The sequence below is a fragment of the Shewanella sp. MF08487 genome (assembly GCF_050848685.1).
Lineage (GTDB): Bacteria > Pseudomonadota > Gammaproteobacteria > Enterobacterales > Shewanellaceae > Shewanella > Shewanella glacialipiscicola.
Map to the genome: position 1 here is coordinate 142,282 of NZ_JBOZPB010000009.1, position 21,673 is coordinate 163,954.

The 21,673-nt window shown below is 44.0% G+C and carries 12 protein-coding genes; 5 read left to right on the forward strand and 7 right to left on the reverse strand.

Annotation, left to right across the window (positions count from 1 at the left end; genetic code table 11):
- Positions 1–142: 142 nt before the first annotated feature.
- Positions 143–1,036, reverse strand: coding sequence for an MBL fold metallo-hydrolase (locus ACRN9H_RS08905; protein ID WP_432313357.1), 894 nt, complete (start codon positions 1,034–1,036; stop codon positions 143–145).
- A gap of 135 nt (positions 1,037–1,171) precedes the next feature.
- Here ACRN9H_RS08905 and ACRN9H_RS08910 point away from each other — a divergent pair, with 135 nt between their 5' ends.
- Complete coding sequence (locus ACRN9H_RS08910; RefSeq protein ID WP_432313358.1) at positions 1,172–2,122, forward strand: GlxA family transcriptional regulator; 951 nt, start codon at positions 1,172–1,174, stop codon at positions 2,120–2,122.
- Between the two features lie 224 nt (positions 2,123–2,346).
- Here ACRN9H_RS08910 and ACRN9H_RS08915 read toward each other — a convergent pair whose 3' ends face one another.
- The 3 genes from ACRN9H_RS08915 to ACRN9H_RS08925 all read right to left on the reverse strand — a co-directional run bounded on the left by ACRN9H_RS08915 (position 2,347) and on the right by ACRN9H_RS08925 (position 7,381).
- Complete coding sequence (locus ACRN9H_RS08915) at positions 2,347–4,725, reverse strand: beta-L-arabinofuranosidase domain-containing protein (RefSeq protein ID WP_432313359.1); 2,379 nt, start codon at positions 4,723–4,725, stop codon at positions 2,347–2,349.
- Positions 4,726–4,917: 192 nt separating this feature from the next.
- A complete protein-coding gene (locus ACRN9H_RS08920) occupies positions 4,918–5,865 on the reverse strand; it encodes a glycoside hydrolase family 43 protein (RefSeq protein WP_432313360.1) in 948 nt (315 codons plus the stop codon).
- 100 nt (positions 5,866–5,965) lie between these two features.
- Complete coding sequence (locus ACRN9H_RS08925) at positions 5,966–7,381, reverse strand: MFS transporter (RefSeq protein ID WP_432313361.1); 1,416 nt, start codon at positions 7,379–7,381, stop codon at positions 5,966–5,968.
- Positions 7,382–7,594: 213 nt separating this feature from the next.
- On the opposite strand from ACRN9H_RS08925, the gene ACRN9H_RS08930 reads away from it, so the two are divergent.
- A complete protein-coding gene (locus ACRN9H_RS08930) occupies positions 7,595–8,665 on the forward strand; it encodes an arabinan endo-1,5-alpha-L-arabinosidase (RefSeq protein ID WP_432313362.1) in 1,071 nt (356 codons plus the stop codon).
- Positions 8,666–8,667: 2 nt separating this feature from the next.
- On the forward strand, positions 8,668–10,563 hold the full coding sequence (locus tag ACRN9H_RS08935) for a family 43 glycosylhydrolase (RefSeq protein ID WP_432313363.1): 1,896 nt from the start codon (positions 8,668–8,670) through the stop codon (positions 10,561–10,563).
- 127 nt (positions 10,564–10,690) lie between these two features.
- On the opposite strand, the gene ACRN9H_RS08940 is transcribed toward ACRN9H_RS08935, so the two are convergent.
- The 3 genes from ACRN9H_RS08940 to ACRN9H_RS08950 form a co-directional block, all read right to left on the reverse strand.
- Positions 10,691–11,449 (reverse strand): sulfite exporter TauE/SafE family protein, encoded by a 759-nt coding sequence (locus tag ACRN9H_RS08940; protein ID WP_432313364.1) that lies wholly within the window; start codon positions 11,447–11,449, stop codon positions 10,691–10,693.
- A gap of 217 nt (positions 11,450–11,666) precedes the next feature.
- Positions 11,667–13,643, reverse strand: coding sequence for a glycoside hydrolase family 97 catalytic domain-containing protein (locus ACRN9H_RS08945; protein ID WP_432313365.1), 1,977 nt, complete (start codon positions 13,641–13,643; stop codon positions 11,667–11,669).
- Between the two features lie 93 nt (positions 13,644–13,736).
- Positions 13,737–16,559 (reverse strand): TonB-dependent receptor, encoded by a 2,823-nt coding sequence (locus ACRN9H_RS08950; protein WP_432313366.1) that lies wholly within the window; start codon positions 16,557–16,559, stop codon positions 13,737–13,739.
- Positions 16,560–17,129: 570 nt separating this feature from the next.
- On the opposite strand from ACRN9H_RS08950, the gene ACRN9H_RS08955 reads away from it, so the two are divergent.
- Together ACRN9H_RS08955 and ACRN9H_RS08960 are read left to right on the forward strand one after the other, a co-directional pair.
- Positions 17,130–20,471 carry a LamG-like jellyroll fold domain-containing protein gene (locus ACRN9H_RS08955; RefSeq protein ID WP_432313367.1) on the forward strand — a complete coding sequence of 1,114 codons (3,342 nt, stop codon included), beginning with the start codon at positions 17,130–17,132 and terminating at the stop codon, positions 20,469–20,471.
- Between the two features lie 150 nt (positions 20,472–20,621).
- Positions 20,622–21,518, forward strand: coding sequence for an SMP-30/gluconolactonase/LRE family protein (locus ACRN9H_RS08960; RefSeq protein ID WP_432313368.1), 897 nt, complete (start codon positions 20,622–20,624; stop codon positions 21,516–21,518).
- Positions 21,519–21,673: the final 155 nt, after the last annotated feature.

The window sequence follows — 21,673 nt, forward strand, 5'->3', positions numbered from 1 at the left end:
ACTGTTTTAGAGATTGAAATCCATAATATTACATTCATGCTAGCGAGTGAATCAGACTACCGTAGAGTGATTCACTCGCTACTTCGAGTACTCACTTATCCCGTTTATTCTTCACCCACAACTAATTAATCAAGAAGCTATATTACAACTTCAACGATTCACCATCTTCAGGAATTAATACTTGTTTTTCTATACCGTTTTCTTTCACAAACTCCCTGAGCTCTTTACGAGTCAATGCTGCGTGATTGACCGTATCCATGTGTACAGCAACAATGTTAGCTTGAGGTGCATGTTTAATAGCCCGAAGTGTATCCTGTTCCCCCATGATAATAGAACCTTCAAGGCTGTCTAAACGAGCATCACCCGTGTTAAGAACAACGACTTCAGGCTTAAATTGACGTAACGTATCTTCTACTTCATTACGCCAAATGGTATCACCGACAAAATATACAGTACTGTAATTATCTGCTTGTAACACCACCCCCATAGCTTCTCCTAACAGTTTAGCTACCTCTGGGATTGCATACATTTCATCCGTGCCATGCTGCCCACCTGTTTTGGTTAAACTAATGCCATTGAACTGAGTTTTAATGCCTAACACGCGCACATCTTTAAAGCCTTGAGCGCGAATAGTATTTGCATCTTCTTCATTTTGAACAAATAAAGGCAGCGTTTTAGGAATTACACTTTGTGCTGCATCATCCCAATGATCAAGATGTGTGTGAGTAACAATAACGGCATCTACATTGTCAATTACAGCTTTAGCTGTCATGGGTAAATCGACCATCGGTATGCGTATTTCACTACGGTAAGTACCTGCAAAGCCTGGATAGGTATCTTTCTTTGACAACATAGGGTCGATCAAAAATGTGGTATTACCATATGTAATTTTTGATGTTGCATTTCGGATATGCTGAAAGTGTACCTGTTGTGATTCTGCATGCAGAACTGGAACCGATTCGGCTAATGCATTGGTACTATTAATGATAGATGCAAACCCTAAGGTGAGTAGTGTACTGATAGCTTTGCTTTTCATAGTGTATCTCTTTGGCTGTTGATTAATGTAGCCATTATCCTTGGTACTTATGAGTATAAACATTGACCCAAATGACAAACTTCGAAACAATTAGGCCAAATAGTGATATAACGTTTACAAGTGAGCACTTTGCATATGCAAACACCAATAGTAGCTTTAGTTCTCTACCCCCATTTCAGTGCGTTCAATGTTGCGGTACCTCAAGCCGTGTTTTCGATGATGCCAGATGGCCAACCTATTTTTGATTTAAAAATTGTGTCAGTTGATGGTGAGCAACAACATGCGGATAATTGGATAACGATACAACCAGATGGTGGGCTAGAGTTATTGGAATTGGCTGATATCGTTATCATTCCTGGATGGCATGAGCTAAACAGTGCACCAGCACCTAATTTATCTAAAGCACTGGTTCGAGCCCATGAGAGAGGGGCAATGGTAGTAGGGCTTTGCTATGGCGCTTATGCGTTAGCTTACTCAGGACTATTAGATGAAAAAGAAGCGGCGACTCACTGGATGGCAGAGGACGATTTTACCGTTCGCTTCCCAAATATAAAGCTAAATACAAATGCACTTTATGTTGAGAGTGACCATATAGTCACATCTGCTGGTACTGCTGCGGCTTTAGACTGTTGCTTGTATATTTTGAGGTCTTTCTATGGGACAAAAATAGCGAATAAAGTTGCACGTATCTTAGTTGTACCACCACACCGAGAAGGAGGTCAGGCGCAATTTATTGCACAACCTATCCCAAAATCAACTCAAGATGCTGAGATCAATCGGTTACTGGATTATTTACGTGAAAACCTCGACAAACAACATTCCATTGCAGATTTAGCAGAGCGATTATTTATGAGTCGCCGTACCTTTACTCGACATTTCAACAATGCTACCGGTATGTCATTTGGGAAATGGCTTATTAACGCTCGTCTACAACGAAGCATTGAACTTCTTGAAAGTACGTCACTTTCTATCGAAAAGGTATCTGAAATGATGGGTTTTCAAACCGCAACGTCATTCAGACAACATTTTAATCAACGTTTTCAAGTTAGCCCAAGTGCTTGGCGTAAAACGTTTGCGGGAAACTAACGATGTTAGGGCTATGTTGGAAGCAACTCTAAAATAAACTATAAACGCCGATTTTACTGAGTGTTCGATTTTTACAAGCACACTATTTATCGAAACCCCGTTTTGGGCAAAAACACGTTAGCCAAAAGCTAACGTGAAATGAGTGGGTTCAGCCCGTGAAGCAGACTAGGCAAGTCTGATCCACTGTAACGATTTGTGACATAGACTTTATTACTCTCACACTATTACAGATGTTCAGTGGACTGCAGTAATCTTACTTCATATAAACCACCTGCAATCGAGCCGGCTTTAGCGACAAACTTAACGGTAAAGGGCTGAGTGGGGGCGCTCAGCATTTCGTCGGGAATAGGGTAGTCTTGGCTATAAAAGTCTGCGCCTTTTTCTCCGCTCAATGTCACTGTTGTGAGTCTCTTGCCGTTAATGTGGATCTCAAACTCTCGGCCTGTATCTAAGCCGAAGTAGGTGAGCCTTAATATCGGTGCGGTTTCTCCTTTTGCATTCAACTGATAACTAAACCAATCGTGGGCGTGGCGCCAATGGCGGGTGCCATTGAGTCCAGCTTCACTCTTGGATGCCTTAAAGAAATGATCGGCTTCAGGTTGTTGCTCACCGGGCAAGACTAAATCGAGAGTTTGCGCCGCAAGCTTAGCTTCAAATTGAGATTTCATACTCAGGGCTTGCTGTCGCTGTTGCCACTCATTAGGCGCACTTTGCCCAAAATAAACCGTGTAACGACTGTCGTGGAGGCGAAAGAAGGGGATCAGCTCTAAGGGCTTAGCCTGATTCATCCGCGCCTTGCCGGTAGAAAACTTAAGTTCACTGAACGGCAAGCGGGTGATCTGCTGCAAAAATGCGGTGCCATCGCTAATAAAAATCGGCGCTTGGTCGGGTTCGCACATAGGGCCTTTGGCAATGTGGCCCATGCGGCTACTATCACCGATAAAGTTTAAGGATTCATTGGCAATCGGCTGTGTTTTGGCCGCCAGAACAATCGGCCCATACAGGACTGAGTAATAAGAGCTTTTATCGGGTATTTGTTCTAACGTCACAGTCATGGGTAAGGTGATACTAATCTTATCGCCCTTATGCCACTGACGTTTGAGCTTGATGTATTGGCCTGCAACGGCGTTAAACTTTTGCGCTTGACCATTAATACTCAGCGTCAGGTCATTATGTTGCACCCACTGCGGGTATCGCACATTAAGGGTAAACTGCGCATCCTTGTCTACATTGATTTCTGAAGTATTAGTATCTGGGAACGAGGTTTTCTGCGTCAGAGTGATGCCTTTTGCCTGCCAATGCACCTTGGAATCGACAAAAAGATTCACATAGAAATCATCGCCCTCGCTGGCGTAGATGAGTTCACCGTACTTAGCGTGATTTTCAATCCCAGAGCCGACACAACACCACATGCTTTGCTGGGCAGAGGAATAGACGCGGTAGTGATCGGGCCTCATCGGCGTAAAGTACACAAGGCCGCCGTTGTCAGGATGTTGAGACGACAGAATGTGATTATAAAGGGCGCGCTCGTAGTACTCGATATAAGCTAAATCGGCTTTATTTTCATCGAGTAGCTTGTTTTCATACAGTAGCTTGGACAGCTTTAGCATGTTGTACGTGTTACAGGTTTCGGGCCCTTCGGCCGACTCCAACATACTGCTGAAATCTTCACTGGGGTGAAAATGCTCCCGCACACTGTTACCGCCAATGGATACCGTGCGTTTATGCACAACTTGCTGCCAGAAGTAATCGGCACTGTCTAACCAGGCCTTGTTATGACTCAGTACGGCAATGCGGGCAACGCCGACGATTTTCGGAATTTGCGTATTGGCATGTAAGCCTGTGAGTTTATCTTGATGATGCAAAAGAGGTTGTAGCAAAGATTGTTCGGTATAGCGCTGAGCTAAAGTTAAGTACTTCTCTTGCCCTGTAATAGCGTAAACATCGGCTAAAGTTTCATTTAAACCACCGTATTCGGTGCGCAGCATAAGTTGCAGCTGCTCGTCGCTCAGCTTATTGCTTAAATGCAGCATCCAATCGGCGAAATTCACTAGCATTTTTTTAGCTGTGGGATTATGGGTGTACAGATAGGCATCCTTCAAGCCTGCAAACACTTTATGGACGTTATACCAAGGTACCCAAGCTTGGTTAAGGGTAAATAAATCCGCCTCTATCTTACCTTGCTCAATTTGCTGCCATAGCTGACGGCTATTAGGCACACCGCCAAGATAACCATTACCATGGGCTTGCTGACACTTTTCTAACTCTACCACCATGTAATTGAGTCTATCGAGTACCGCTTTATCGCCCGTTGCCGCGTACATCAGCGCGAGTGCTGAAAGATAATGCCCACCGATATGACCATCTAAACCCGTATCTTCCCAATTCGGATAATTCTCAGCCGTGGTCACTATACCCGCATCCTTACGATAGGGCGCTAATAACCGTTCGGGATCCATCGACATGATGTAGTGCAAGTCGGTTTGCTGGGCATGCAGAAAAGGGCCGGCGGTAATACGCACATCATTAAGTGGGATAGCACTTGGCGCTGCAAAGCCGAGTGGAGTGAATAAACAAAGGCTTAAGAGTAATGCGGATTTCATGTCAGTATCCTTTTATTTGAGCGTAAATTTACCGTCCTTATGTACCGAATAAGTCATAGCGATGGCGAAGACAACTATTGGTAAAGGTTAGCCATACTAAAAGCACGCTAATGCGGCAGTAACAAAAAGGCCCCGAAAATACCAAAGTTTGTTGGTACAGGAGCCTTAAATTTAAGTCTTTAAAAGACGCATTTATTCTTGGATTGAAGGCTTGCCAAATACTGGCATCCCCGCATCATCCCAACGCAACGCCTTCACATAGGTATGACGATTGGGATCCCATAAAGGGTCGCCTTCAATTTCAGTGTAAGTGCGGGCGTGATACACCAAAAGATCGGTTTCACCATCTTCAGCAAGCGTAAAACTGTTATGTCCTGCACCGTAAACACCGTGCTCATAACAACTTGTCATCACAGGTTCTGATGCTTTATGCCATTGAGCTGCATCGAGTAAATCTGCATTCTCATCAATAGACAGTAAACCCATGCAATAATTTTCATCGGTAGCACTGGCAGAATAAGTGATAAAGATTTTGCCATGACGTTTTAGCACGGACGGACCTTCGTTCACCCAAAAGCCTTTGATCTCCCATGGATATTCAGGCTTGGTTAACATCACAGGCGTTGAGCTTATCTTGTCTGGTGTGTCCATTTTGGCAATGTAAAGATTGCTGTTGCCTTGGATGTCTGGAGCTTTTTGCGCCCAAACATAGTACAGCTGACCACGGTGTTCAAAGGTTGTCGCATCAAGGCAGAAGGTGTCGATACCCGTATCGAGCTGGCCGATGAACTGCCATTCGCCTGTCAGAGGATTGGCATCATTACAACGCAGCACATACATGCGATGTTGAAACAGCGCATCTTTAATTTCTCGGCTCGGCGCAATTGCAACATAGAGATACCAAGCACCTTGATTAAAATGGATTTCCGGCGCCCATACTAAGTCAGAATAAGCACCCGACTCCGGTTTATGCCACACATCAACCGGAGTGGCATCGGCAAGACCATCAATCGTGGCGGCTCTGCGTAACTCAATACGGTCGTACTGCGGCACTGACGCGGTGAAATAATAAAAACCATCCGTGTGCTTATAAATAAAAGGGTCGGCACGTTGTTCAATTAAAGGGCTGAGCGTTAACATCTTTTACTCCAAACGATTCCAAAAACGGATTGCAAACAAATGAACTTGAAAAATTGACATCATTGATCCAAATAGCAGATCTTTCATTGAATCCACACAGCTACACCGAGACTTGTGGATCGCCATTGCCGCCTTGAGCTTTGCGCTTGGTTTCAGGTGCGGCCTCTTCATCAAGAATTTCCATATCGGGTAGTGCTTGCTTGATATCTTCATAAACACGGTCAGATATTTTGTACTTAAACATCAACAACCCCATCAGCGCGTGGAAGGCACCAGGAATGACAGTTAACATCAAGGAAATCCCTGTCAGGGTGAAACTGCTTTGTACTTGCCCAGGTTGATAGTTGAAATAAGTCAATAACATACCCACCACAAAACCCGCGGCGCCCATACCCGCTTTTTGGGCGAATGAGATACCACCAAAAGCTAAACCCGAAACCCTGTGACCTGTTTTAACCGTGCCGTAATCGACCGATTCAGAAATCACCGACCAAAATACAGGTGCATGTAAATCCACCACAAAGGAGATGGCAAAATAGAGCACAAAGGCAAGTACGATATCGCCTGGCTGCACAGTAAAGAACATCAGCACACTTAAAACACCAACGATGATTTGGCTATAACGGAACAGCTTAAGCTTGCAGTAACGCTTAGTGATCCAGGTTGAGGCCACCATCGCCAGAATCGCGGCGCCAACACCGGTTGAGAGAAATGCCGACAGCATTTTGGCGTCGCCACCGAGGTAATAGGTCGCGTAATAGGCGGCAACTGAGCCGCGAATAACGTAACCGACTGTGCCTATCACGCAGATAGAACACAGCACTAACCATTGATCGTTCTTTAATAGCAACTTCAATTGTGTGCCAATAGGCTTAGTTTCTACTTTGTAGGCCACGCGCTCTTTAGTGGTAAAAAAACAAAATAAAAATAGCAGTGTTGCCATTAATGCCATCACGCCCATGGCCTTCTGATAACCCGCAGCAATATTGTCTCCTCCCCAAGAGGCCGCCAGCATAGGCACAATAATGGTCACTAAAAACGCCGCTATTTTGGCGAAGAACAAACGATAGCCATTGGCGGACAAGCGCTCTTTGGGGTTATCCGTTAATACGCTAATAATGGATATATAAGGAATTGTGACTGTGGTGAAAATAATCGTCACCAGAATATAAGTAGAATAAGCCCAAATCAGTTTGGCATTGTAGTCCCAATCCGGTGTACTAAAGGTTAAAAAGACTGACAGCCCAAACGGCACCGCCATAAACAGGAAGTAAGGGCGATAACGACCCCAACGTGTGGTCACTTTATCGTTAATAATGCCCATGAGTGGATCGGTGATGGCATCGATTAAACGAACCAGCAAAAACAAAATCCCCACATCGGCGGGTTTTAGGCCAAATATGTCGGTATAAAAGAAGGTAATAATTAACATCATTGAAGACATCACCACGTTCACGGCCATATCCCCAGAGCCGTATCCGATCTTTTCAATGACCGACAGTTTATGAGAACTCATCAGAAATCCTTATTATATTTTTTATAAACAGTGAGTTAATGTATCAGCAACACGTTATACCGTATTCCCCCATGTTAATACATTCTCTAACTGTTAATTTTCCCACATTGGATTGTTACTTATTTGTCTTGATAGTATGATAACCTCAATCATCATACAATAGCATAATAGCTATTTTGTAATATTTGGATCTTGTTTCATTAAGGAGAATTGATGCCACCTATAACTGTTACATCTAGAAAATACCTTAAGCGACATGTGAAGTTGCTCAACTGTGCTTTGCTGCTTGCCCTTACTGGCACAATAAGTCATGTCAATGCGGAACAGGTGAGTATTCATGATCCCGTAATGGCACAAGAATCGGGTAACTATTATCTGTTTAGTACTGGTCCTGGTATTACTTATTATGCTTCAAAAGATAGAGTGCATTGGGAATTAGCGGGTAGGGTATTTGACACCGAACCTACATGGGCAAAGCAAGTCTCGCCAGATTTTGGTGGGCATCTTTGGGCACCAGATATCATTGAGCACGATGGACTTTTTTATCTTTATTACTCAGTGTCGGCCTTTGGTAAAAATACTTCGGCAATTGGCGTAACTGTTAATAAGACGCTCGATAAAAATTCAAAGGATTACCAGTGGGTTGATAAAGGCATTGTGCTGCAGTCTGTGCCTGATCGCGATGCATGGAATGCCATTGACCCCAATATTATTGTCGATGAACAAGGCACGCCTTGGATGAGTTTCGGTTCATTCTGGCAAGGGTTGAAGCTCGTTAAACTCAATAGTGACTTTATCTCGATTGCCGAGCCGCAGGAATGGCATACCTTAGCCAAGCTAGCACGTCCTGCACTGCTAGCAGAAACCGAACCCGGCCCAGCGCAAATTGAAGCCCCGTTTATTTATAAAAAAGCGGATTTTTACTATTTATTTGTCTCCTACGGTCTTTGCTGCCGTGGTGACGACAGTACCTATCATTTAGCGGTTGGACGCTCGAAATCAGTGACGGGCCCTTATCTTGATAAAGCCGGTAAAGACATGGCTCAAGGTGGCGGCTCCGTGTTTTTTAACGGTACTAAGGCATGGCCAGGATTGGGGCACAACAGCGTGTATCAATTTGATGGAAAAGATTATTTAGTCTTTCACGCCTACGAATCCGCCGATAATGGCTTACAAAAACTCAAAATTGCTGAACTGACATGGAACCAAGGTTGGCCAGTGGTCGACCCTAACGCGCTCACCCAATATCAAAGTGTATTAGTTGACTCAGTAGGAAATAAATAACAATGACTCATTCTCTGACTACATTATTCGCCGTAATGGCGCTGTCATCCTGCTTGGGGGCAGGTATGGTTCAAGCATCGCCCATATCAGCGGACGATAACCGCATCACCAGCGAAACCTTTGCCAACCCTTTGCTCCGAAATGGCGCCGATCCTTGGCTTGAATATTTTAATGGTAACTATTATCTGACCACCACCACGTGGACCTCTGAGTTAGTGATGCGTAAATCGCCCACGATTGCCGGGCTTGCCGATGCTCCGGCGCACAATATTTGGAGTGGCACCGATAAATCCCGTTGCTGTAATTTTTGGGCCTTTGAGTTTCATCCGCTGCAAACCGCTGACGGTTCGCGCTGGTATGTGATTTATACTTCAGGCGTGGCAGAAAACTTTGATGGTCAGCGCAATCATATTCTTGAGAGCGAGGGCAGCGACCCTATGGGGCCGTACCAATTTAAGGGGACGCCTATGCCGGATCATTGGAATATCGATGGCAGCTATTTGGAATATAAAGACCAGTTATACTTCCTTTGGTCCGAGTGGCATGGCAAAGATCAAGTCAACTTAATCGCCAAAATGAGCAATCCTTGGACAGTGGAAGGCGAGCACAAGGTCATCACTCAGCCTATTCATGACTGGGAAAAGTCCGGTTTAAATGTGAATGAAGGCCCAGAGATTATTCAGCACGAAGGACGTACTTTCTTGGTGCATTCGGCAAGCTTTTGTAATACAGAAGATTACTCACTTGGCGTGGTCGAGCTCACGGGCGCCGATCCTATGGATCCCGCAGCGTGGACTAAATACGACAAGCCTTTTTTCAGTAAAGGCAATGGCGTCTATGGCCCTGGCCATCACGGATTCTTTACCTCACCCGATGGCAGTGAAGATTGGTTGGTTTACCACGGCAACTCTTCACCCACAGATGGCTGCAGTGGCACACGTTCCGCTAGAGCCCAACCCTTTAAGTGGGATGACAAAGGCCTGCCTCACTTTGGTGAGCCACTGGCTGATAAGCAACAATTACCCGTTCCAAGTGGTGAGTTTGGGCCATTGAAAGCCCAAGTGGAAGGGGTGAAATACCGCATTGTTAATCGGAAAATTAATCAATGTTTGATCACTAATGCTAAAGGTGACGTCAGCGTGAGTCGTTGTGATGATAAAGCCAGCACTTGGGTGATTGATCAGGCCAATGATGGCTTATATCGATTTGCTAACGTTGCCGAAGGCACTTTTTTAACCCAAGAAAACTGTCAAGATAGTGCGACATCGGGCATCAATGCCACGCCTTGGGTCGCCTCTCGTTGTCAGCGTTGGTCGGTTGATGCGAGTCATGATGGTTGGTTCCGCTTTGCTAATGAGCGTTCGATTAAAAACCTGCAAGCTGCTAATTGCAGTATCAAAAAAGGCGCAACTGTTGTTGCTGGCGAAAATCGTATGAGCGAATGCACTGATTGGCGTATTGAGCCAGTGTCGAAATTTGCCATTGTGAATGCTCATAGTGGACGTGTGGTGTCAGCGCAGCAATGTGATGTTAACGCGAATGCTAATATCGTCCAACATGAGTACACAGCGAATGCCTGCCAACAATGGCAGGCAACACCCACAACTGACGGTTATTATCGTTTGCAATCAAGTCAGTTAACCGCTCAAAATCGAGCACAATGTGTTATCAGTGTGGCGGGTAATTTACAGCTTGGCAGTTGCGATAAAGATGATAGTGAATGGCGCACTGAATACATGCCAAATGGTTCATTACGTGTGGTGTCGCGTAAGGGAGGATCGTCGATGAAAGTTGCAGGCGAGTCCTATGCCAACGGTGACAACATTGTGGAAGATGTATGGAAGAGCACTATTTCACAACAATTCTATTTCAGGGAAGTCAACAACCAGACACAATAGCGACAAAAGGTTTGTAAAAGTTGTTTGAAATGTCGTTTGAGTTGAGGTCGCTTAACGACATCTTGGTTGAGCCAGCGTTGCTCGGCGCTAAGCAGTAACTGATTCAGTTACTGCTTTTTTTATGCCCCTACCACTGGCTAATCGCCTGCCAAATTAATCGAATGGCCAACAGCGTCAGTATAATGCTAAAAGCCGTTTGAAAATGTTTATCGGCGACGCGTTTCAGCATTTTAAACCCAATCCACGTGCCTACGGTGCCGCTTAAAATCATGCACACCAACAGCGGCCACCAATCCGCTAGCGAGACACCCATGCCTTCAAACACCACAATTTTAACCCCGTGTTGCAGTGACATCGCCATGGCAAAAGTGGCGACGGTGCGAAAACGATCAACTTCCAATTGTTTAATAAACGCCGCAACTAATGGCCCAGTAGCGCCTGCAAATAACGAGATAAACGTGGTTATGGCGCCTGCGGCAAGCGTCCCTAAAGTACCAAACACCATTTTGGGCAGTTTAGGACCCCAGCAGGAATAAAGAATAAATGCAGCAATGGTGAGATACATGACTGATGGCGGCAGCGCCACCAACACAACACTCCCCAATAATGCCCCTAATATTGCACCGGGGAAAAATGCCGCTATGAGTCGCCATTCGATATAGCGCCAACCCAGAGCAGCACGGCCACCGTTCGAGCCCAATTGCACCACGCCATGCAATGGAATAATCAGTTGCGGCGGTAATACTTGCGCCATCACACCTAAAAGCATAACGCCACCACCAATGCCAAAGCAGGCAGTAAAAAAAGAGGTAAATGCGGCGCTTAGGGTGAGTAGGGCAAATATATCAGCGGGGATCGCATCAAAGAAAAACCATGAAGAGTGCATAAGTCGTATTCGAAAAGTGTGAGGGTGCTAACAGTAGCAAAATCGCTTGAGGCTTTCAAAGCTCATAAGCTGTCACTTAGCACAGCCTTGAGTCATTTTATGAGATGAAAAAATAAAGCGGCTTTGATTTAATCAATCTGAGCCGCTTACGATTATCCATGAGGCTAAATCTATTAAAATGCTTCTTTAGAATCTTTGTTTAGCTGAGTGCTTGCGCTTAACTTTTAGGTGTAATACGAATGATAAACCCATCATTACCCTGAAGTTTAATTTCAGTTTTAGCGGATAAAACCACCTTTGGGGTTTGAAAACCCCGCTCGCCATCGCTGACAATCATCTCAATATTTCCATCAATCGTTTGTAAAAAACTGAGATCGAGTGTGATGGTTTTAGCTTCTGCTTCGCCATTAATACCCGCGACAAACCAAGTGTCACCAGCACGGCGAGCAAATACGGCTAATTTACCGGGATAACCTGCGATAAAGCGGGATTCATCCCAATGAGTCGGCAATTGCTGCATAACGCTTTTAACAAAGGGCGGCACGGTTTTCATTCCTGCCGGTGTCTCAACTATGTGCTGAATGCCACTCACAAACAAAATCGGCAAGGCCAATTCAAAGGCATTGGTCGTTTTACGCTTAATGTTAGGAATATCGTTAAAGGTAGTTGGGGTGAAATCCATGGGATCAAATAGGTTACGAGTAAAAGGTAACATGGCGCAGTGACTCGCTTCCTTATCTGCCGCCTCTTGGAAGAAAGTGATCATTTCAAAGCCCTTTACCGCCTCTGCACTCAATAGGTTAGGGTAAGTTCTGCTCAGGCCTCTTGGCAAAGTCGTGCCATGAAAATTAACTAATAACTCATACTTAGCCGCATCGTTGAGAATGTCGTGATAGTAGGCAATTATGGATTGACCGTCACCGGCAAAGAAATCGATTTTCACGCCTTTAACACCCATATTATGTAACTTAGCAAACTCCTGTTGGCGAGTTTCTGCGGTCAATAAGCGACTTTTAGGGCTGTATTTCGTGGTATTCCAAGCACCTGATGAATTGTACCAAACCCAAATGCCGACATTTTTATCAGCTGCATAATCAACAAGCTGCTTGAGTTTGTCGTCACCAATCTTTTGATCCCAATCTGCATCAATGAGTGTGTATTGCCAGTGCATGTCTGCGGCATGATCGATAAATTGCTGCTGCACGGAATAAATAGTGGCATCATCTTTCAATAATCCCCAGCTCCAAGAAGCTATCCCAGGCTTGATAAAGCGAGTGTCCATTGCTGAAGGCTCTGCGAGATCTGTCCCTAATGTGGAATCGGCTATGGTCGCAAGAGAGCCAATGGCAATCACGCGCCACGGTGTCTGCAAAGGTAAGGTGCCGTGACTCAGCAGTGCTTTGCCAGTAAACACCTCGGCAGGCATAGGTAAACCTATGGCATATTCACCTTTGGGAGATCGAGCTTGCAGACGCGAAGCGTGATCATTTGCCGTCACGCCAGCTTCTGTAATCGCCATCCAAGTGTTATCCGTCTTATTGCTTATCTTAAACAGTGCAGGGAAAACCCAGCCTGCAGGTGAAGGGGACGGCTGACCGACAGGGATATCCATTTGATAATGTTCTTCATAGGATGGGTTAGTATGCTCCCAACCTGTTTGCGCTTCGGCAATCGGTTGCAGCCAAGCGCGGCTCTGCTGCGGCAAATTAAAACGAGTATATTCCTCGACCACACTCACGGGTTTTGGCGATTCATTGACAATGCGTTTATCTTCAAGCGCGCGATAGCGAAATGCCACGCCATCGTTTGAGACTCTAAAGGTGATTTCCAACTGCTGCATTTTGTCATTGGTGAGCACAAACTGTTGTTGATTCGCGCGATAGTCAACTTGGCTTTGCTTGCCGCTGTAGAGCTGATAATGCTCATTAACTTGTATGATATCACTGGGTTTTATCGAGCGAATATTATTTAAAAACTGCCTGTCTGAAAGCGCTAAACCTAATCTTGAAGCTAATAACACGGGCTGTCTATCTTGGGATATTTGATATTGTGCTTGATCGTGCGCATCGATAAAAAGCGCGACACTAATACGCCTATCTGGACTCGTTAGCTGACGATTTTCAGCCATAGCATCAACACTGAACATGGCAGAAAGTATGCTAAAAAGCCCCGCAATCAAGATAACCTGACGCATAAAAACTCCTTTTGTAGTTTGTCATTGATGTGAAGAAAAAAAGCTAATCAGAGGATTAGCTTTTTTATCAATGTTGCTGGCGACACATCATACTTAGAATGAGTAGCGAACCCCAAGTGCAAACGTACGTGTGTAGATGTTGTTGGTACGATTAAATAGAGTGGAATCCTCGTAGTACTCCTGATACACATCATCCAGAATATTAGTGGCATCAAAGCTTACGACCAAATCATCGGTAATATTGTAGCTTAACTGGAAGTCCAATGATTGCTCTGGTTTACGGTAGAGCCCCCGTGGCATCGCAAAAAATGCTGCATCGTAAGAGTTTAAGAATTCACTGCGCCATGTATATGACATACGGGCACTGAAGAACTCTTTGTCATAAATCAATGTTGCGCTGTAGGACTCATCGGAAACACCAAACATATCTCGAGTTGTGGAACCGATTTGGTTACCTGTTTCGCTATCATATTCAGGAATATCCTGTGATGAATCAAGTAAAGTCGCACTGACCTGAGTCCCTAAACCGTCGAGTAAGCTCGGTAATCCTTCTGGAAAATACACAGCGCCAAATTCAAACCCAGTGAGCTTACCATTAGAGGTATTACCAGGGCGGTTCAAGATATAAGATTCATCTACGCCATCGTCGTCATAATCATATAAGGTTTTGGTTAACGAGCTATAGACTAAGCCCTCAATATCTCGGCGGAAATAAGTGCCATAGACAGAGTTACCATTACCGAAATAATATTCCAGAGAAATGTCGTAATTTTGAGACGTCACTGGGTCAAGATCAGGGTTACCGCCATTGGCTGAACCAAAACCTGTATCTGTTAAATCAGGGGTGTAATACGTAAAAGAATTTAAATCTGCAAAGGCTGGGGGACGAATCGTTTCTGTGTAAGCAAAACGTGCCACAAAATCATCCGTCAACCAATAGCGCATAACTAAACTCGGTAGCAATGTTGAGCTAGTGTTAGAAGCCGTACTTTCTGCCGTGATGGTATTACCGGCAGCATCTTTGGCTTCATTATCAAAGAAGGTCATATCGGATTTTGAACCTTCATAACGCACACCAACTTGACCATCAAAACGTTTACCTAAGATCTCAGTATCAAAATCTGACATGACATAGGCAGCCCAAGAGCCTTCATCAATATCAAAGGTTTTTTGTAATACTAATTCATCAGCACTAAATCCCCATAATGCCTCATATTGACTACGATTTTTATGTAAATTATAGCCATTGATGACAGCCCATGAGCTAGGTACATTGGCGCGGCCATCGAAGAAGCCAGTCGTATTCGTGATCATCGATGGATCTAAATCACTAAAGGCAATTTTATTCGCACCACTGGCGGTGCGATTAGAATTAATCGCACCTCGCTGTTCATAGCGCGCACCAAATTGCAGTTTAGTAAATATGCCAACGTCGATGTAGAGGCTGCCATCAACAGTCCACGAAAGTGAGTCGCCTTCATCTTTGCTGCCGTTATCATAAAAGTCAGCGGTTTCCCACATTGCCGCATTAGTTAAATCTGATTCATCAACACTGGTGTCGGGATTATCTAAATAAGTCCAGCTTGGGATACCATCATCGGCATTGTAATCAACATTGACACCGTACGCGGTGGTTTGACCACGCATAGCGATAAATTCATTTTCAAAAGTACTTTGTTGGAAAACCATTTCGGACTTTAATTGGAAGTCTTCGGTAATATCCCATTTACCACCGAGGGCAAACACGTAACTATCAGTACTGGCTTTGCTGTAATCACCACTAGTGAAGTTATAAGCGTTATAAGCTGTACGCGATTTAATCACGTTAGTACCATCGTAAACTTCAATACCATCACTAACGACTTGATTCCAATTAGTAGGTGAGTCAACGGTGCTAAATAACATAGAGTTAAAGCTATCATTACGGTAACCGTTATAGAAAGCTTCAAAGGTATATTCAGAGGTATCTGTGGGAGCCCATTGTAGCGAAATATTAAATGCAGGGCGTTCACGTTCACCCTCAAGGGAATTTCCAAACATAGCATCACGGGCAAGTAAATATTCTTTGCCATCAATTGTCGCGCCAGCGCTAGTATCAATGCCATGGGCCGAACCTACGTTCCAACCGCTATTGATACGAGTTCCATCTTCCACAAAAATAGGAAAAGAGGCGCCAGGTGATACGGTTTCATCTTTGTAATTAGTGCGGATATACGACAGGTTAACCAACGCACCTATTTCGCCTAAGTGAGTACTCCAGCGATCACTTGCTAATACGCTAAAATTAGGGTCAATTTTATCGGGTTGATCCGAGTAAATACCTTTTGCAGCGACGGAGACTTTACTGTCTTCAAAATCAAATGGTCTATGGGTTTTAATATCAATCTGACCCGCAATACCGCTGCCGATTTGCGCGGATGAGCGAGTTTTAAAAACTTCGACACTACCAAGTAGCGCTGCTGGGATATCAGCTATCGCCACCGAGCGACCCGTAGCCGTAAATATTTGGCGACCATTAACCGTAGTAGTGACGTCATTTAAGCCACGAATACTCACAGTATTAGTCTCACCACTTGCCCTGTCGGTCACTTGAACACCAGTAACACGTTGCAGGGCTTCGACGACGTTATTGTCAGGAAACTTACCCACATCCTCGGCCACAATAGCCTCAACAACTTGAATATTCTGGCGCTTAAGCTCAACAGCTTTGTTTAAACTACCTCGAATACCCTGGACTTGAATGACTTCCATCTCTTCATTTCTTACAGGCAGGTTTGCAACTGGAGCCTGTTGCTGAGATACGGTAGCCTCGGCTTCCGTTTGGCTCTGTTGTGCCACATTTTGATCTGCTGCATACGCAGCCTGACTGGTCAATGCAAAAATAATTGCACTGGCCAAATAAGTCTGTTTAAACATCTAGTTTATCTCCGGTAGTTATTATTTTTGATCCGGTAAGCCTCAGGCACGAACGGACATCCCGGTCTTGTGTATCCCACTTCAAAATCACGCATACCCCAGTGTGTTCTGAAAAGTTAAGAATTTGTTCATACTCTTTGCGGCGAATAGCGGGATATCCTCTAGCGTTGCAAAGTTAATCATGTGTGGCAATTGTTAAATCATATTGTATGACTAATGATGTGTCAACTAACGAAGATGTTCAATCTCTATTCAATAAAATGTTGATAAATTTTGTTAACCTCACAAATTTAAAAAACTAAATTATTGATAAATAACAGGTTAAACGAAATAGATTCCTAATAACTAGATTACGTCCATCTATAGATAAAATTATTACCACAGTCTCAACCCCATAAAATCGTCATTTTATTCGTTATATAAATCAAAATCCGTCACAACATGTTTACTTATTTTAATAGAATGGTAATGTTAATCTTGTGTTACTGTATTATTGTAATACATATATGCCGTAATACGTTATCGCAACTACCATTAACATTAATCACAACAATAAAAGGATCGACGCTCATGGTGCTTCAACGCTCATTCGTGTCTGTAAGCTTGATTTTGGCACTTGCTTCCTGTGGTGGGGACGACAGTAGCTACAGTGCTAACGACACAAACACTTTTAAACTCCCAGATCCCGTTACCTCGGCGGATCCCGCCATTGCTGGTGAAATCAACTACACCAATGTCGCCGTCCATGACCCATCAATTATTAAAGATGATGATGGAACCTATTATGTTTTTGGTAGCCATCTTGCGGTGGCAAGTTCAAAAGATTTAATCAACTGGACGCAAGTTGCATCTGATGGTGTTGAAGCCAGCAGTTTATTTGAGACCTATGCAACTGAAATCGCAGAAGGTACGGCTTGGACTGGCGGCTTTATGGGCTCATGGGCTCCCGATATTAAAAAATTAGCCGACGGAAAATATCACTTTTATTACAATTTCTGTGGTGGACCGACTGTAATAGACTGTGTTTCCCGCTCATATTTAGGTATGGCAACCTCTGACAACATAATGGGTCCTTATGTCAACCAAGGGTTATTGTTAAAAAGTGGCCATGCCGGCACGGAGAACCCTGGGTTAAATGGTCAAAACTACAATGGCAATACTGATCCTAACGCGATAGACCCTGCGATTTTTTATGATAAAGATGGTGGTCTGTGGATGAGTTATGGTTCTTACTCCGGTGGGATTTGGGTCATGCAGTTAGATCCAACAACGGGTAAGCCACTTGCTGATCAGGGCTATGGCACTAAAATCATGGGGGGAGGTTACAGTGCAATCGAAGGCTCTTACGTTATCTACAGCCCTCAATCTGAATATTATTATATGTTTACTTCATTCGGTGGTTTTGCTCAGAATGATGGTTATAACATACGTATTTCACGATCAAAAAATCCCAATGGACCGTATGTTGATGCCTCTGGCCAAGATATGATTGGTGCAACAGGCAATTTGGATGGCATTGCGCCCTATGGCGTAAAGCTCATGGGAAACTTTTTATTTGAGACTCATCCTGGAGATGTAGGTACAGACCATGGTTATATGTCACCAGGACATAACTCCGCATTTTACGATGTTGATACTGGTAAGTACTTCTTAGTTCTGCATACTCGTTTTCCAGATACCGATGAAAACCATAGCGTGAGAGTTCATGAAATGTTTATGAATAGCGATGGTTGGCTAGTAGCCTCACCGCAGCGTTATGCACCTATTTCGGGTGATAATATCGTCGATGAAGTCGATATTACCGGTACTTACCAATTTATTAATCATGCAAAAGATATCAATACAACACCGCATAAATCCGTTTATATCCAGTTAACACGAACGTGGACGAATAAAGGCTCAGTCTCTGGCGATGTGACTGGAACTTACTTACAAGGTGATGATAATCAAATTACAATCACTCTTGATGATTTAGGTTCGTTTGAAGGTGTGCTTGCTTGGCAATGGGATGAAAACCTAGACAAACTCGTTCCCACCTTTAGTGCATTATCAACTGATGGCGCTAGTATTTGGGGCTCAAAATTACTCGATAAGACAACAGACCAAGTGCTGACCGATACCGCTAATGGGATCAATATCGGTAGCGAAGTAACGGAAGGCTCTATTCTATTACCCACACGTGGAACCCATGGTGCCACCATTACTTGGGCGTCCAGTGATGAAGAGGTGATCCGAGTTGATGGTACGGTTATTCGTCCCAATGCAGGGGAAAAAGATAAGGTTATAACATTAACTGCCACCATTATGGTTAATGGCAAAAAAGTGACCAAGACTTTCCAAGTGACCGTGTTTGCGAGAAAAACCTATAACCGTATCGCGCAATATAGTTTCGAAAATAACTTAATCGATTCATTGAGTCTATTTGCCGCGGGTCAACCGACCGGTGACAGAATATTTAAACCTGCAGATTCAGTTGGTTATAGTGCAGGATTTGAAGGAGAAGCACTTGCACTCGATGGTGCCCACGGCGTATTACTGCCAACAGGGATCATTTCAAGCTATGAATACACAGTCTCATTCTGGGCAAATCCAACTGTTATCACCGGTTTTTCAACGGCATTTTTTGGTGCAGTCAATGAGGAAACTGCAGCCGATGGCAGCAAGTTCTCCGATACTTGGGTAAGCATGCTGCCCCAAGGCTGGGATGGCAATACCATGTTTTGGAGTAACGGGAACGCCTGGTTTGATGGGGTAACGGGTGAGCGTATTCCTGAAAATACTTGGTCACATGTTGCGTTTTCGGTGAGTAATGGGTTGGTGCGTGTATTTATTAACGGTGTTGAAAAATTCAGTCGCGGCAACCTCAGCGATTATTTCAGTGGTCAACAGGGTGTGTTTGGACTTGGGGTTAACTATTGGGATCTGCCCTATAACGGATTGATTGATGAACTTAAGGTGTACGAAGCGGCATTGACTGCGAATGAAGTCAAAGCATTGGATATCGATAAATTACCTGATAGCGAGCTGTTAAATTCTGCAGTAAACATCCTCGATTTAGGCGACTTATCTTCGGTACGTGAGAATGTAGATTTACCTCTTACGGGCCCTTATGCAGCCGCCATATCTTGGGTATCTTCAGATCCAACGATCATCGACACAAAAGGTCGCGTAATCCAGCCAAGCCGTGATGAAACCGATAAAGAGGTCACGTTAACCGCGACGATTAAGTTGGGACAAGCGACACAAACCAAAGTATTTACGGCAAATGTAAAATCAATGGCGCCACCCAAGCCTATAGCGATTTATAGCTTTGAAGATAACCTAATCGACAGTACGGCTAACTTTGGTGCTGGCAATATAGTCGGTAACTTGATTGGCACAACTGGCGGGGAAATCACCTTTGCCGAGGGGGCAGTGGGTAAGGCAGCTGTATTTAACGGAGCATCTGGTATTGAATTGCCAAATAACCTGATTAAAAGCAATCGCTATTCAGTCTCGCTTTGGCTGAATCCTAAAGTCTTGAATAAGTACACTAGTGCGCTATTTAGTTATGCGAGTGCTACAAGCTGGACTAGCGTATTACCCGGCGGTCAAAACGACTATGAACGTATGGTGCTTTGGTCAGGCGAAGCTTGGTATGACGGTAGAACAGGCTTTACTATGCCAAAAGAGACTTGGTCTCATATGGTATATACCGTCAGTAACGGTAATGTGAAGGTTTATATTAATGGTAAGTTACTCTTCACTGGCGCTAACTTCCCAGATATTTTCTCAACATCGACCACAAAATTTGCTGTTGGAGTTAACCTATGGGACGTACCGTTCACGGGTGCTGTTGATGAAATCAAATTTTACGATGAAGCAGTAACAGAACAAGACGTGCAAGAGTTGTTTAACGAGTCTACTCAATAAGTATAAACACCTTGCTCAAAAAGCATCCATCTGGATGCTTTTTTATTTACAGTCTAAACAGATTGATAGCGTCCAATTATAGTGAGCCACATTGCTAAAAATACCGATTTGTAGAAAGATAACAACTCATCCCAAATAAGTGATTTTATAATGAGTAATATTGGTGTAGGTGAATTATTAATGACCATCCCCGTAGGCAATATATTAGGGGAGGGAGTGTTATGGGATGAACATAATCAATCCATTTGGTGGACTGATATAGAAACTGCACAACTATTTCGCTATGACATTAATAGTGAACAACTAAACACATTTCCTATGCCGTACCGAGTAGGTTCATTTGGATTAACTCAATATGTTGACCAACTGATTGTTGCCTTTGACCGCGGTATTGCTTTATATCATTTAAAAACTAAAAAAGTACAATGGCTGGCTACACCAGAATCACACCTTACAGATAACAGATTTAATGACGGACGTGTTGACAGGCAAGGGCGCTTCTGGGCCGGTACTATGGTCGAAAATGCCTCTTATCTAAACAGTAATGCTGCGCTTTACTGCATAAACCATAAAAGCCAATGTGTAAAAGCATGTGAGAACATCAGTATTTCAAATGGGCTCTGCTGGAGTCCAGATGGACTCACTATGTACCACGCTGACTCACAAAAGCATGAAATATTTCAATATGATTTTGATCCAAACACCGCAGCAGTTAGCAACAAGCGTTCATTTGTCACTACAGAGCAAATGATTTCCCCAGACGGTTCAGAAATCGATGCCGCTGGATATCTCTGGAATGCCCAATGGGGCGGCGGTCAAGTGGTTCGTTATTGTCCCAACGGCAACGTTGATCTTACCCTCAAACTACCGGTTACCAATCCAACCAGTATTGCATTTGGGGGGCCAAACCTCGATAAGCTTATCATCACCAGCGCAAAAAATTCACTCAGCACAGAACAGAGAGCTATCGAACAATTAGCAGGTGATGTTTTTATTTATCAACTAAACGGCATTAAAGGCTTAACCATCAATAGATATGGACTGTAATCTACTACATTACCTATTTAACATAATATACATTGTGCGCAGTTTTGTATGAAAGGGATTAGATGTGCCGATAAGTGTCGTTATCGGCATTAGCGCGTCATTTCTCCTCGGCTCAGGCTTCGCTCGTCGGCATTCCTTGCTATGCCTTAGCGATG

Bases quoted from the DNA above. Each gene is read 5' to 3' on its own strand.
- ACRN9H_RS08960 (WP_432313368.1), top strand. From the start codon at position 20,622: ATGAGTAATATTGGTGTAGGTGAATTATTAATGACCATCCCCGTAGGC.
- ACRN9H_RS08935 (WP_432313363.1), top strand. From the start codon at position 8,668: ATGACTCATTCTCTGACTACATTATTCGCCGTAATGGCGCTGTCATCC.
- ACRN9H_RS08950 (WP_432313366.1), bottom strand. From the start codon at position 16,559: ATGTTTAAACAGACTTATTTGGCCAGTGCAATTATTTTTGCATTGACC.
- ACRN9H_RS08940 (WP_432313364.1), bottom strand. From the start codon at position 11,449: ATGCACTCTTCATGGTTTTTCTTTGATGCGATCCCCGCTGATATATTT.
- ACRN9H_RS08930 (WP_432313362.1), top strand. From the start codon at position 7,595: ATGCCACCTATAACTGTTACATCTAGAAAATACCTTAAGCGACATGTG.
- ACRN9H_RS08910 (WP_432313358.1), top strand. From the start codon at position 1,172: ATGCAAACACCAATAGTAGCTTTAGTTCTCTACCCCCATTTCAGTGCG.
- ACRN9H_RS08945 (WP_432313365.1), bottom strand. From the start codon at position 13,643: ATGCGTCAGGTTATCTTGATTGCGGGGCTTTTTAGCATACTTTCTGCC.
- ACRN9H_RS08905 (WP_432313357.1), bottom strand. From the start codon at position 1,036: ATGAAAAGCAAAGCTATCAGTACACTACTCACCTTAGGGTTTGCATCT.
- ACRN9H_RS08920 (WP_432313360.1), bottom strand. From the start codon at position 5,865: ATGTTAACGCTCAGCCCTTTAATTGAACAACGTGCCGACCCTTTTATT.
- ACRN9H_RS08925 (WP_432313361.1), bottom strand. From the start codon at position 7,381: ATGAGTTCTCATAAACTGTCGGTCATTGAAAAGATCGGATACGGCTCT.
- ACRN9H_RS08915 (WP_432313359.1), bottom strand. From the start codon at position 4,725: ATGAAATCCGCATTACTCTTAAGCCTTTGTTTATTCACTCCACTCGGC.
- ACRN9H_RS08955 (WP_432313367.1), top strand. From the start codon at position 17,130: ATGGTGCTTCAACGCTCATTCGTGTCTGTAAGCTTGATTTTGGCACTT.